Origin of the sequence: Burkholderia lata (assembly GCF_902499335.1) — a bacterium.
GTDB classification, from domain to species: Bacteria; Pseudomonadota; Gammaproteobacteria; order Burkholderiales; family Burkholderiaceae; genus Burkholderia; species Burkholderia lata_B.
The window spans coordinates 47,587-60,096 of sequence record NZ_CABVQK010000020.1; the positions used below are offsets into that span (position 1 = coordinate 47,587).

Here is a 12,510-nt window from a genome sequence, read left to right on the forward strand (position 1 = left end):
GCGAGTCGGTCCCGGGCCGGACTGTCAGGGCAAAGGCGGTATGGCCAAGGTTGCGCGCGGGTGGGTTGGTTTTCCCCCGGCGAGCGCGTCCACAAGGGGCTGACCATTGCGTCCATCCCGGTTGGCGGCGGCGCGGGCAACTTTTACAAATTGATAATATTTCCCTGCCCACCTTCAGTACCATCTCTCAGTTGCTGTGACCTGGCGAGGTCTTCCCGAGCGGATTCGCATGACAGGTGGTGGCAGTAAGGTGTAAACAGCGAAACCACAATCTGCTCAATGACTCGATCTTCGTCGCCCAGCTATCTGCTCTCGATTTCCGTTGTCGCGTATCGACCGGATCCGGTGCTGCTCGAGCGTACGCTGTCGACCCTGCTCGATTCGCTGCTGGCGTTGCGTGACACCCCGCAGGCGGCAGCGTGCGAGCGGCTGGCAAGGTTCTATCTCGTCGACAACGGCGACAGCGAGGTTCCGCAGGCGTGGCGGGATCGCCTCGAGCAGGCCGGCGTCGACTTCGAAGTGCTGCGTGGTCACGGAAACGTGGGTTACGGCCGGGGTCACAATCTCGCCATCGAGCGCAGCGACAGTGTTTTCCATCTCGTCCTGAACCCGGACGTGCTGTGTCAGCGCGATACGCTGACGGCCGCGATCGAATTGATGGCCGCGCATCCGGAAGTCGGCCTGGTCGTTCCCGAGGTTCGCGGCGAGGACGGGTCGGTCCAGTACCTGTGCCGTCGTTACCCGAAAGTCCTGGATCTGCTGTTGCGCGGCTTTGCGCCGCAATCGATCCGTCGCCTGTTCAAGGGGCGCCTGGAGCGCTACGAAATGCGCGAAGAGTGTGGCACGGCCGAGGACGTCTGGGGGCCCGCCATCGTGAGCGGCTGCTTCATGTTTTATCGAAGCAGCGTGTTGCGGAAGCTGGCCGGCTTCGACCCGCGCTACTTTCTCTACTTCGAGGATTACGACCTCAGCCTCCGGACGGCCGAGGTGGCGCGGATCGTCTATTCGCCGCGCGTCCGGATCGTCCATTTCGGCGGCGGGGCGGCCAGGAAGGGATGGCTGCACATCCGGCTGTTCGTCGCGTCGGCGATCCAGTTCTACAACCGTTTTGGCTGGCGGTGGATCTGATGCGCATTCTGGTTTCCGGTGCGAACGGATTTGTCGGGCGCGTGGTGTGCGCTGCGGCGGTGGCACGCGGTCACGACGTGACGGCACTCGTCCGCCGTGCGGGCCTCGGCCTGCCCGGCGTACGCGAATGGGTGTCGCCCGAGCCCGATTTCGTGTCGGTCGGCGACGCATGGGCCGCCGGCGAGATCGATGCCGTCGTGCACACGGCGGCGCGCGTGCATCAGTTCGGGCGTCACGAGGCGCAACTGCTCGACGCATATCGGAGTACCAACCTCGACGGCACGCTGCGGCTGGCCGAGGCGGCCTATCGGCACGGTTGTCGCCGGTTCGTGAGCATGAGCAGCGTGAAGGCGCTGGCCGAGCGCGATGCCGGCCGGCCCCTGCGCGAGAGCGACACGCCCCGGCCGCTCGATGCATACGGCGTGTCGAAGCGCGAGACCGAGGAGGCGCTGGCGGCGCTCGCCGCCCGCTATCAGCGGCAGGGCGTGTCCGTGCGTTGCCCGCTTGTCTACGGGCCCGGTGTCGCCGGCAACTTCGAACGCCTGATGTCGGCGGTCGCGCGTCGTACGCCGCTGCCGCTCGGACGGGCATCCGCCCCCCGCAGCCTGGTCTACGTCGGCAACCTCGCCGATGCATTGCTGGCGCTGGCGGAGCACACGGGCGCATGCCAGTCCGTCTATCACGTCGCGGATCGCGAAACCTTGACCGTGCGTGAGCTGATCGAGGCGCTGGGGCGTCATCTCGGGCAGCCGGCGCGCCTCATCGACGTTCCCGTCGGCTTGCTGCAACTGGCGGCGCGCGTGACCGGGCGGACCGAGACGGTACGCCGGCTCGTCGATCCGCTGCGGCTCGATACCGCCGCAATCCGGCAGGATCTCGGCTGGCAGCCGCCCTTCAGCTGCGAAGAGGGCCTGGCGCAAACCGCCCGCGGGCGTCGTGAACTTCGCGGGGAGGCGCGCTGAACATGCAGGATCTTCCTTCAATCGCGGCAGCCGCGGCGCTTGCCGCAGTGCTGTGCGTGGTGGTGCTGGCCGGGCTGCTGAAGACGCGGCTGGCGTGGCGGCTCGCGATCGATACGCCCAACTGGCGGTCACTTCATACGATACCCGTGCCGCGTGTCGGCGGCTGGGGCGTCGTGCCTGCGGCCGCAGTGGTCGCGCTGGCGGTCGGTGCCGGGTCGCGGATCGGTTATGCGCTGGCCGGTATGGTGGTGTTGGCGGTACTCTCGTTCATCGACGACCGGCGCGGGCTGCCGGCCAGCATCCGGTTTGCCGTCCACTTCATCGTGGCCGGGCTGTTCGTCTGGTCGCTCGGGGCCGGCAACGGCCTGTGGGTGATGGTCGTGTTGATCGTGGCGATCGTCTGGATGACCAACCTGTACAACTTCATGGACGGCCTCGACGGGCTTGCCGGCGGTATGGCGCTGTTCGGGTTCGCCGCCTATGCGTGGGCGGCCGCCGGCCACGCACCGGAGCTGGCCGTCATTGCCGCGGCGCTGGCCGGCGCCGCGCTGGGTTTTCTCGTATTCAATTTTCACCCGGCGAAGATCTTTCTCGGCGATGTCGGCTCGATTCCGCTGGGCTTCATGGCCGGTGCGCTCGGACTGTACGGCTGGCGGCACGAGGCCTGGCCGCTCTGGTATCCGGCGATCGTCTTTTCGCCGTTCATCGCGGATGCGTCGCTGACGCTCGCGAAGCGCATGATCCGGAAGGAGAAGATCTGGGAGGCGCACCGCGAGCATTACTATCAGCGACTGGTTCGGATGGGCATGGGGCATCGGCCGATTGCCGCGGTCTGGTACGGCCTGATGGCGGCTGCGGCGTTGCTGGGCATCGGGATGCTGCGATTGTCAGCGTTCGCCCAGTACGCGATCGTGGTGTTGTGGTTTCTCGGGTTGCTTGTCGCGTGCTTCAGGCTGGATGCAGCCTGGAAGCGCTTCGAGCGCCAGGAATCCACCTGACGCGGAAGCGGCTGGCCGTCTCGACGACACCCTGAGTCGAGCGGCCGAGGGAAGCGTGCGGCCGCGTCGACGGATGGCGACGCGGGTGCGAAGGTAAATTGGAGCTGGACAACTGATACGTATGAGTCAAATCGATTACCGAAGGAACGAGCTGTTCGACACGGTCAAGGCGCCGCAACTGTGGGGCTTGCTCGCGTGGTACGACATCAAGCAGCGCTACCGGCGCTCGGTGCTGGGGCCGTTCTGGATGACGCTGAGCACCGGGATCATGATCGCGACGCTGGGTGTCGTCTGGTCGATGATCTTCAAGATGCAGATTCACGAGTACCTGCCGTTCTACGCGATCGGTCAGGTCGTCTGGTCGTTCTATTCGACGCAGGTCAACGAGTCGTGCACGGCGTTTTCCCAGTTCGAAGGGCTGATGAAGCAGACGCGTCTGCCGCTGCCGTCGTTCGTGCTCCGGCTGGTGGTCCGCAACCTGATCATCTTCGCGCACAACTTCGTGGTGGTCGCGCTGGTCATCACGTTCATCGGTCCCGGCTGGTCGTGGTACGCGTTGCTGGCGGTGCCGGGGCTGATGCTCGCATCGGTCGCGATCTTCTTCATTTCGCTGTGCGTGGCCATTCCGTGCACCCGTTTCCGTGACCTGTTGCCCGTCGTGCAGAACCTGACGATGATCGGCTTCTACCTGACGCCGATCCTGTGGCAGCCGAAGACGCTCGGCTCGAAATTCGAGTGGATGGTCGCCCTCAACCCGGCCGCGCATTTGCTGGACGTCGTGCGCAGTCCGTTGCTGGGGCAGATGCCGTCGCTCGCATCATGGGCCTGGGTAATCGGCATTGTTGTAGTAACCGGCGGGGTGGCATCGCTGATGTTGTCGCGGTATCGCCACCGTGTTGCGTATTGGCTTTGATCGAGAGTGGCTGTATGGAATCTGTGCATATTCGTGCTGACCGTATCACCGTCGAGTTTCCGATTTTCAACGCGTCGCACCGCTCGCTGAAGAAGGCGGTGTTGCGCGCCACGACCGGCGGGCGCGTCGCACACGATGCGGGCAAGCACGTCGTCGTGCGCGCGGTGAGCGAAGCGACGTTCGAGTTCAAGCCGGGCGATCGCGTTGCGCTGGTCGGCCACAACGGCGCCGGCAAGACCACGCTGTTGCGCGTGCTGTCGGGCGTGTACGCGCCGGTCTCGGGGCGGCTCGACGTGAAAGGGCGCATCGGCTCGCTGCTGGACATCTCGCTCGGGATGGATCCGGAGGCGACCGGCTACGAAAACATCTTTCTGCGCGGCGTCGTGATGGGGCTGCGGCCGAGCGAGATCGAAGCGAAGATAGACGAGATCGCCGAGTTCAGCGAACTGGGCGACTACCTGAACATGCCGACCCGCACCTATTCGAGCGGGATGGCGCTGCGGCTCGCGTTCGCGGTTTCGACGGCCGTCCACCCGGACATTCTGCTGATGGACGAGTGGCTGTCGGTCGGCGACGAGTCGTTCAACAAGAAGGCGTCGGACCGGTTGAATTCGCTGGTCGAGCGATCGTCGATTCTCGTGATGGCATCGCATTCGCCGCAACTCGTGGAGCGCGTGTGCAACCGGAAGATCGTCATCGACAAAGGGACGTTGACCGAGGTGCCGATGGACAAGCCGTTGTCGGATCTCGTGGTTAGTGCGTAGTTCATAACATTCGTCAAGCGCGCCCCGGCCAAGGCCGGGGTGTGCGCCGACGGGTGGGATATAATCCGCTACGGCTATACAGGGCATACCCTGAGCGGGTGAGCGAGTCTTAATAAAAATGATTCGCATCTGCCGCCAGGATCGTGACGTGCAACGAGCGCGTCATTCGCCTGCCGTGCAGTGGATGGGTTGGCGTCCTAACGAGAGCAATCTCCGGGGCGGTATGGTCCAAGTTCTTGAAAGGCTTTGGTTCGAGAACGTTTGCCAGGCACGGTCACGACGACAGCCGTTTGTCGCCATGATCTGGCGGGCAGATGGGTATCTTCTCGATGAAGCCGGATGGAAGGTAATTTTATGCGCATATTGGTCCTCGGCGTTTCCGGCATGCTGGGAAACGCAGTCTTTCGAGTATTCGCGGGCGATTCGGCCTTCGAAGTTTTCGGCGCCGCACGTAGCGCCTCGGCGTTGCGGCATTTCGACGAGAGCCTCGCGAAGCGCATTCTGGTCGGCTTCGACGTGGAAAGCCCCGATGCGTTGATGCGGTTGTTCGCCGCGACCAAGCCGGACGTGGTCGTCAACTGTATTGGTCTGGTCAAACAATTGTCCGCGGCCAACCAGATCCTCGACGCCGTCCCGCTCAATACGATTCTTCCGCACCGTCTCGCCGTGCTCTGCGAAGCGGCGGGTGCGCGCCTGATCCAGGTCAGTACCGATTGCGTCTTCTCTGGCGCGAAGGGCGGTTACCTGGAAAGCGATTTTCCCGATGCCTACGACATTTACGGCCGTTCGAAGCTGCTCGGCGAGGTCGACTACCCGAACGCGATCACGCTTCGCACGTCGATCATCGGCCACGAGCTCGAAGGCAGCCGCAGCCTGGTCGGCTGGTTCCTGGCGCAGCAAGGGGCAGTGAAGGGTTTCACCAAGGCAGTTTTCTCGGGCCTTCCGACCGTCGAGCTCGCGACGGTCATGAAAGACTACGTGGTTCCGCGTCCGCAGATGCGCGGCCTTTACCACGTATCTGCCGCCCCGATCGACAAGTACGAATTGTTGCGGCTCGTGGCCGATGCCTATGGCAAGGATATCCGCATTGATCCGTCGGACGAACTTGTCATCGATCGCTCCCTCGATTCGACGCGCTTCCGGGCCGAGACGGGTTACCAGCCACCTGCGTGGCCGGAACTCGTTCGCCGCATGCGCGATTTCAAATGACTGAACGATAAAGGTTAGACGTACGGCAATGTTTGCAAACAAAACCCTGATGATTACGGGCGGCACCGGCTCCTTCGGCAACGCCGTTCTCAAGCGCTTCCTCGACACCGACATCTCCGAGATCCGGATTTTCAGCCGCGACGAGAAGAAGCAGGAAGACATGCGGATTGCGTTCAACAATCCGAAGCTGCGTTTCTATATCGGTGACGTTCGCGATTACGACAGCGTGCGGCAGGCGATGCACGGCGTGGACTACGTGTTCCATGCAGCGGCGCTCAAGCAGGTGCCGTCGTGCGAGTTCTACCCGATGGAAGCTGTGCAGACCAACGTCATCGGCGCGGAAAACGTGATGGCGGCAGCGATTCACGAAGGCGTCGAGCGTGTCATCGTGCTGAGCACCGACAAGGCCGTCTACCCGATCAATGCGATGGGGTTGTCGAAGGCGATGATGGAAAAGCTGATGGTCGCCAAGTCGCGGATGCGGCGCGAAGGCGAGACGATTCTCTGCGCGACGCGTTACGGCAACGTGATGGCGAGCCGCGGGTCGGTCATTCCGCTGTTCGTGTCGCAGATCCAGGAAGGCAAGCCGCTGACCATCACCGATCCGGAGATGACGCGTTTCCTGATGTCGCTCGACGATTCGGTCGATCTGGTGCTGTACGCGTTCGAGCACGGCAACCAGGGTGACATCTTCGTGCAGAAGGCGCCCGCGTCGACGATCCAGGATCTCGCCGAAGCGCTGAAGGACCTGTTCAAGGCAGGCAACGAGATCAAGGCGATCGGCACGCGGCACGGCGAGAAGCTGTACGAGTCGCTCGTGAGCCGCGAAGAACTCTCGCGCGCCGAAGATCTCGGCGGCTACTACCGGATCCCGGCGGATGCGCGCGACCTGAACTATGCGAAGTTCTTCGTCGAAGGCGAAGCGAAGATTGCGACCTTCGAGGACTACACGTCCCACAACACGGAGCGGCTCGACCGCGAAGGCGTCAAGTCGCTGCTGATGAAGCTCGATTTCATCCGGGAGCAACTCGATGCTTAAGGTCATGACGATCGTCGGCACGCGTCCCGAGCTGATCAAGATGGCCCGGGTGATTGCCGAGTTCGACAAGCACACCCATCATGTGCTGGTGCATACCGGCCAGAACTTCGACTTCGAGCTGAACCAGATCTTCTTCGACGAGCTCGGCATTCGCAAGCCCGACTACTTCCTCGAGGCAGTCGGCGAAAACGCGGCGCAGACGATCGCGCGCGTGATCGAGAAGTCGGACAAGGTGATGGAGCAGGAGAAGCCCGATGCGGTGCTGCTCTACGGCGACACGAATTCCTGCCTCGCGGTCATCTCGGCGAAGCGCCGCAAGATCCCGGTGTTCCACATGGAAGCCGGGAACCGCTGTTTCGACCAGCGCGTGCCCGAGGAACTGAACCGGAAGGTGCTCGACCACCTCAGCGACATCAACCTGGTGCTGACCGAACATGCGCGGCGCTACCTGATCGCCGAGGGCATTCCGCAAGACCGGATCATCAAGTCCGGGTCGCACATGGCCGAGGTGCTCGAGCATTTCAAGCACCAGATCGAAGCGGCGACCGCGCTGGAAAAGCTCGGGCTCGAGGAGCGCAAATACTTCGTGGTCAGCGCGCACCGCGAGGAGAACGTCGATTCCGAGGAAAACCTGCGCAGCCTCGTCGCGACGCTCGATGCGCTGGCCGCCAAGTACGGCTTCCCGGTCATCGTGTCGACGCATCCGCGCACGCAGAAGCGGATGGCGGCGCTCGACCTGAAGCCGGCGTCGCCGCTGGTCCAGTATCTGAAGCCGTTCGGATTCTTCGATTACGTCAAGCTCCAGCAGAAGGCAACCTGCGTGCTGTCAGACAGCGGCACGATCACCGAGGAGTCGGCGCTGCTGAACTTCCCGGCGGTCACGATCCGGAATTCGCACGAACGGCCCGAAGGCATGGACCAGGGCACGCTCGTAATGTGCGGGCTGCAGGCGGACTACGTGCTCGATGCCGTCGGCATCGTGACGGCGCAATGGGCGGAGGCGGGCGATACGTACCGGCCGCCCGCCGACTACGTCGCCGAGAACGTCTCGCAAAAGATTCTTCGCATCGTTCTGAGCTACACGCGATTCGTCAATCAGCGCGTTTGGTTCCAATTCTAGACACATGGGTCGAGAAATGACGCAATTTACTCAAGCGCAACTCAAGTCGGTTGCCGAATATTCGTGCGCTCGCCTGCTTGCTGCCCGGGAAGGCGTCGAGCTCTTCAACGAGCCCTTCAAGCACGTCGTCATCGACAACTTTTTCCCCGAGGACTTCGCGAAGGCGTGCCTCGACGCGTTTCCGGCCATCACCGATCCGATCTGGGAGCACTCCAACGATCCGGATATCGAAGTGAAATACCGGACCGACTGGAAATCGGAATTCGACATTCCGGATGGCATGCTGCCGTCCGTGCGCGTGCTGAACAGCGCACCGTTCCTGCAGGCGATGTCGAAGGTGATGGGCATCCAGAAGATCATTCCGGATCCGTACTTCACGGGCGGCGGCCTCAACGTCACGATGCGCGGTGGCCTGCTCGACGTGCACGTCGACGGCAACTACCACGACGCGACCGGATTGAACCGGCGCCTGAACGCGCTCGTGTATCTGAACCCGACCTGGCAGGAAGAGTGGGGCGGCGAGTTCGGCGTGTACGACGCCGAAGGCGAGGTGTGCGTGAAGAAGGTCGCGCCGCTGTACAACCGCCTGGTCATTTTCGACTCGCACGACAAGAGCTTTCACGGGCTGCCCGATCCGGTCAACTTCCCGGAGCACGAGCCGCGCCGGTCGATCATTCTCTATTACTACACGATGGAACCGCGCCCTGACGGCCAGGTCGTCGTGGATGAGCCGCACAGCGCGCTGTGGAAGAAGCGGAACCTTCTGGACAAGCGCGGTAACAAGACGCGCAACTTCACCTGATCCATGCGCACTGTTCTGAACATTTCCAAGCATGACGCAACCGGACGGAGATTCAACAATCTGGATGCCCGTCCGGGCTTTCTTGCGCATAATTGGGACGCGAAGTTTGCCTGCTGGACACCTCGCACGGAACCGGAGGAATACGTTCAGCAGGCAGGTTCGAGCTTGACCCGCAACATGACGCCGATGCTGTCGAAGCTGGGGCGTCGTACCGGCAACGTGAACGGCTATTACCGCAACGCATCGGCGATCACGAATCTCGATTTCTATCGGGAGGCCGATCTGCTGCACTTTCATATCGTCCACGAGGAATTCCTGTCGGTGCGCGACTGGGTCGAGATCGCCGCTGACAAGCCGCTGGTCTGGACTTGGCATGACCCTTACATGCTAAGCGGTCACTGCATTTATTCACTGGATTGCAACGGCTTCGAATCCGGCTGTATCCGCTGCCCGAATCTCAATTATCATTTTCCGATCAAGCGGGATCGCAGTGCACGCAATCTCGAGGAAAAGCTCGCGGCGGTGAAGAAGCTCGATCCGATGGTGATTCTGGCGTCGGAATACATGCGTGAGCTGGTGGCGCGCTCGGTATACGAAAACCAGATCCGCGTTCGCGTGGTGCCGTTCGGCGTCGAAATGGGCTCGGGGCTCAGCCAGGCCGACGCCAAGCGGGCGTTGGGCATTCCGGAAGGTAATATCGTGGTCGGGTTCCGGGCCGTGTATTCGGAATACAAGGGGATGACGCTGATCCTCGCCGCGCTGCGCCGGTTGTCGGCGCGTTATCCGGGCCTGCCGATCACCGTGATCGCTTTCCAGGAGACGGGCTGTTGTCGTGGCCTGTCCAGCCGTTATCAGATCATCGACACGGGCTGGATCAAGGACGCGGAGATCGCCACGTATTACAGCGCGATGGACTACTTCTTCATGCCGTCGAAGGCGGAAGCGTTCGGGCTGATGGCCATCGAGGCGATGGCTGCCGGCGCGACGCCGATCGTGACGGTCGGCACCGCGTTGCCTGCGCTGGTCGGTGCGCCGATCTACGGCCTGTGCAGCGAGCATTCTGACGACGCGTATGCGGATGTCGTCGAGACGGCCGTTCTTCGCGCGGATCGCAATGCCGAAGGGCGTGCGGCTCGCCAGCAGTTTGCGCGTGACCATTACAGCATGGATGTTTTCTGCAAAGAACTCTCCGGAATTTACGATGAAGAAGTTGAGTATTCCCATAGTGTCCGACGTGCCGCCTGATTCCAGCTATACGGCTGGGCAGGTGTTGCACCGGATCATGTCGTCGATACCCGACGCCCGATTCGAATTCTTCTGGGTCAATCACTCTGGTCTTCCGGGGCACATCGCCGTTCCGGAGAATTGCATGATCGCCCGCGTGTTCGGCTTCCAGCTGGGCGGCATCTGGCTGCGGATCGCCCGCCTGACGAAGCGACTCGGCGAGCGTTCGGCGCTGCTGCACCGTCTCGGGCTCGTCGTGCGCATGATGATGTGGATGACCAAGACGGTGTTGATCGGCGTGCGGCTCGGCCTCAACCTCCGCAATTCGCCGTCGCGCGTGGTCTGGTTCGTCGTGCAGGGCGAGAAGACCGTGCTGTGCTATACGGTCGCCGCGTGGGTGTCCGGCAAGCAATTCATCGTTCACCAGTGGGATCCGCTCGCGTGGTGGATGACGCACCGTGGCCATCCGCGGCAGCTTCACGGCCTGATGCGCAGGCTGCTCGACCGGCTCGAGCGGCGCGCGGTCCTGAACGTGGTGCCGAGCGACGCGTGGAAAGCGCGGCTGACGAGCGAAGGCAAGCACAGCATCCGTATCGACAACTTCTTCGACGATCCCGTCGACGACACGCAGGATCTCGTCCTGCTGTCCGATCCGAAGGCGGTGCATGCGGTGTTCGTCGGTCAGTTCTATTCGAATGCGGAACTGGATGCGTTGCTGAACCTGCTGTCGCGCACGTTGCTCGCGATGGGCAAGTCGCTGGTGCTGCATTATTTCGGCTACGGTAATCCGTCCACGACGAATCCTGGCTATCAGCTGATCGCGCATGGCGCGCTGCCGCGCGACGAACTCGTCACGCGAATCGCGAAATGGGATCTCGCGTTGCTGCCGTATCCGACGGAAGAGCGCTTCATCGAGACGTCCACGCTGTCGTTCCCGTCGAAGTCGCGCGTCTACCTCGCGGCCGGCCTGCCGATCATGTCGTGGGCCCGGGAAGGCGCTTCGCCGGACGTGTTCTATCGCGAGCACTACGGCGCGCATTATCACAACGGCTCGGTCGCGGAAGGGAGCGACGCATTCATCCGGTCGATCATGGAGGCCACGCCCGCGCACCGGCGGCAGCGCCATGAAGCGGCGCGGAAGATCCTCGGCGAGCAATTCTCGTATTCATCCGAACTCGTTCCATTTCGTGACTTTCTGGTGCAACACGTATGAGCAACATGACCCTGGAATCCCTGGTTGTAGAAAACAAGATCCTGAAGAATCAGGCCAACCAGCTTCGATACTTCCTCGGTGGCTCGCGGATCGACGTCCGGACGGTGAACGATGTCGAATACGGGCAGACGCTCCATTGCAGTCATGACGCGCTGCATCGCGTGGCGACCAGCCTGCTGAAGCCGGCGGATGTCTGCCTCGACATCGGGCCGGGCGTGCGCCCGCAACGGATGCTCGACTGCTCGGTCCATGTGCTCGTCGAACCGCATCGCCCGTATGCCGAGAAGCTCGTTGCCAGCTACCCCGACAAGGTCGTGTATTGCGTCGACGGTCTCGAATACTTCAAGGGCGCGCTCGACAAGAGCACGGACACGGTCTTCATGCTCGACGTGATCGAGCACCTGGAAAAGGAAGACGGCCAGAAGCTGCTGGACCAGGCGCTGCGGGTCGCGCGCAAGCAGGTCGTGATCTTCACGCCGCTGGGCTTCATGCCGCAGCACTACACGGAATCCGTGTCGTGGGAGGGCGTTCCGCATTCGGAGCTGCAGAATCACCGGTCGGGCTGGGAGCCGCACGAGTTCGACAACGCGATGCACGTGGTGTGCGAGAACTATCACTCGTCGGGTTCGAAGGTGTACGGCGCGTTCTACTCGATCATCGACGCATCGGTGGAGCGCCAACCGCGGCTCGTGCTGATTTCCGACGGCGTGCCGAACGACTTCGCGTTCCAGGATGGCGACGTCATCATCGCGGACGTGATGTTCTCGGAGCTCAGCTGGAAGATCAATTACGTGCCCAAGCGCAACATGATCGTCGTGCCGCTCCAACTGATCGCCGAAGAAAGCCTGACGCCGCCCGAGATCCTGCGCAACTCGATCATCAACTTCGGTGCGCTCGAAAACTACCTGCGCCGTTTCGACAATGTCGTCGCGGTCGGCGCGTCGGCGGAGGTCGTGCTGCAACGCCACCGCAACGGCTGGTCCTGATCCGGATCAACGACCCGCGCCGCGCACCGGTTATCGTTTGACGAATCGGTGTGCCGCGCGCGGCGTCGGCGGGCCGGGCGCTGCTGCGGACCTGAATCGGGGTTCGAGCACCTTTCTTCAACGTGCTGGCCCGCTGCGATACCGCGCGTGAT

At 62.6% G+C, this 12,510-nt stretch carries 12 protein-coding genes; all 12 read left to right on the top strand.

Going from position 1 to position 12,510, the window contains the following annotated elements:
- Positions 1-279 precede the first annotated feature (279 nt).
- The 12 genes from BCO18175_RS36165 (at position 280) to BCO18175_RS36220 (ending at position 12,358) form a co-directional block, all read left to right on the top strand.
- Positions 280-1,128 (top strand): glycosyltransferase, encoded by an 849-nt coding sequence (locus tag BCO18175_RS36165; protein ID WP_174988185.1) that lies wholly within the window; start codon positions 280-282, stop codon positions 1,126-1,128.
- Positions 1,125-2,090 carry an NAD-dependent epimerase/dehydratase family protein gene (locus BCO18175_RS36170; RefSeq protein WP_174988481.1) on the top strand — a complete coding sequence of 322 codons (966 nt, stop codon included), beginning with the start codon at positions 1,125-1,127 and terminating at the stop codon, positions 2,088-2,090. Before BCO18175_RS36165 ends, BCO18175_RS36170 begins: the two co-directional genes overlap by 4 nt.
- Before the next feature lie 2 nt (positions 2,091-2,092).
- Positions 2,093-3,088, top strand: a complete 996-nt coding sequence (locus tag BCO18175_RS36175) for an MraY family glycosyltransferase (protein ID WP_174988188.1) — start codon at positions 2,093-2,095, stop codon at positions 3,086-3,088.
- Positions 3,089-3,209: 121 nt separating this feature from the next.
- On the top strand, positions 3,210-4,001 hold the full coding sequence (locus tag BCO18175_RS36180) for an ABC transporter permease (protein ID WP_174988191.1): 792 nt from the start codon (positions 3,210-3,212) through the stop codon (positions 3,999-4,001).
- A gap of 14 nt (positions 4,002-4,015) precedes the next feature.
- A complete protein-coding gene (locus tag BCO18175_RS36185) occupies positions 4,016-4,765 on the top strand; it encodes an ABC transporter ATP-binding protein (protein ID WP_174988194.1) in 750 nt (249 codons plus the stop codon).
- A gap of 339 nt (positions 4,766-5,104) precedes the next feature.
- The gene (locus tag BCO18175_RS36190; RefSeq protein WP_254608226.1) at positions 5,105-5,974 is read left to right on the top strand and encodes a dTDP-4-dehydrorhamnose reductase family protein; all 870 of its coding nucleotides are present in this window, start codon (positions 5,105-5,107) and stop codon (positions 5,972-5,974) included.
- 28 nt (positions 5,975-6,002) lie between these two features.
- Positions 6,003-7,013 carry a polysaccharide biosynthesis protein gene (locus BCO18175_RS36195; RefSeq protein WP_174988197.1) on the top strand — a complete coding sequence of 337 codons (1,011 nt, stop codon included), beginning with the start codon at positions 6,003-6,005 and terminating at the stop codon, positions 7,011-7,013.
- Positions 7,006-8,133 carry a non-hydrolyzing UDP-N-acetylglucosamine 2-epimerase gene (gene wecB, locus BCO18175_RS36200; protein ID WP_174988200.1) on the top strand — a complete coding sequence of 376 codons (1,128 nt, stop codon included), beginning with the start codon at positions 7,006-7,008 and terminating at the stop codon, positions 8,131-8,133. The genes BCO18175_RS36195 and wecB overlap by 8 nt, the downstream gene beginning before the upstream one ends.
- A gap of 16 nt (positions 8,134-8,149) precedes the next feature.
- A complete protein-coding gene (locus BCO18175_RS36205) occupies positions 8,150-8,935 on the top strand; it encodes a 2OG-Fe(II) oxygenase (protein WP_174988203.1) in 786 nt (261 codons plus the stop codon).
- Positions 8,936-8,938: 3 nt separating this feature from the next.
- Entirely contained in the window at positions 8,939-10,180 is a 1,242-nt protein-coding gene (locus tag BCO18175_RS36210) for a glycosyltransferase (RefSeq protein ID WP_174988207.1), read from the top strand.
- 124 nt (positions 10,181-10,304) lie between these two features.
- Positions 10,305-11,372 carry a hypothetical protein gene (locus BCO18175_RS36215; protein ID WP_174988210.1) on the top strand — a complete coding sequence of 356 codons (1,068 nt, stop codon included), beginning with the start codon at positions 10,305-10,307 and terminating at the stop codon, positions 11,370-11,372.
- Between the two features lie 5 nt (positions 11,373-11,377).
- Positions 11,378-12,358 carry a hypothetical protein gene (locus tag BCO18175_RS36220; RefSeq protein WP_174988213.1) on the top strand — a complete coding sequence of 327 codons (981 nt, stop codon included), beginning with the start codon at positions 11,378-11,380 and terminating at the stop codon, positions 12,356-12,358.
- Positions 12,359-12,510 lie beyond the last annotated feature (152 nt).

Coding starts and splice junctions, on each gene's coding strand:
- BCO18175_RS36165 (WP_174988185.1), top strand. CDS start 280: ATGACTCGATCTTCGTCGCCCAGCTATCTGCTCTCGATTTCCGTTGTC.
- BCO18175_RS36175 (WP_174988188.1), top strand. CDS start 2,093: ATGCAGGATCTTCCTTCAATCGCGGCAGCCGCGGCGCTTGCCGCAGTG.
- BCO18175_RS36180 (WP_174988191.1), top strand. CDS start 3,210: ATGAGTCAAATCGATTACCGAAGGAACGAGCTGTTCGACACGGTCAAG.
- BCO18175_RS36185 (WP_174988194.1), top strand. CDS start 4,016: ATGGAATCTGTGCATATTCGTGCTGACCGTATCACCGTCGAGTTTCCG.
- BCO18175_RS36190 (WP_254608226.1), top strand. CDS start 5,105: ATGGAAGGTAATTTTATGCGCATATTGGTCCTCGGCGTTTCCGGCATG.
- BCO18175_RS36195 (WP_174988197.1), top strand. CDS start 6,003: ATGTTTGCAAACAAAACCCTGATGATTACGGGCGGCACCGGCTCCTTC.
- wecB (WP_174988200.1), top strand. CDS start 7,006: ATGCTTAAGGTCATGACGATCGTCGGCACGCGTCCCGAGCTGATCAAG.
- BCO18175_RS36205 (WP_174988203.1), top strand. CDS start 8,150: ATGACGCAATTTACTCAAGCGCAACTCAAGTCGGTTGCCGAATATTCG.
- BCO18175_RS36210 (WP_174988207.1), top strand. CDS start 8,939: ATGCGCACTGTTCTGAACATTTCCAAGCATGACGCAACCGGACGGAGA.
- BCO18175_RS36215 (WP_174988210.1), top strand. CDS start 10,305: ATGATCGCCCGCGTGTTCGGCTTCCAGCTGGGCGGCATCTGGCTGCGG.
- BCO18175_RS36220 (WP_174988213.1), top strand. CDS start 11,378: ATGACCCTGGAATCCCTGGTTGTAGAAAACAAGATCCTGAAGAATCAG.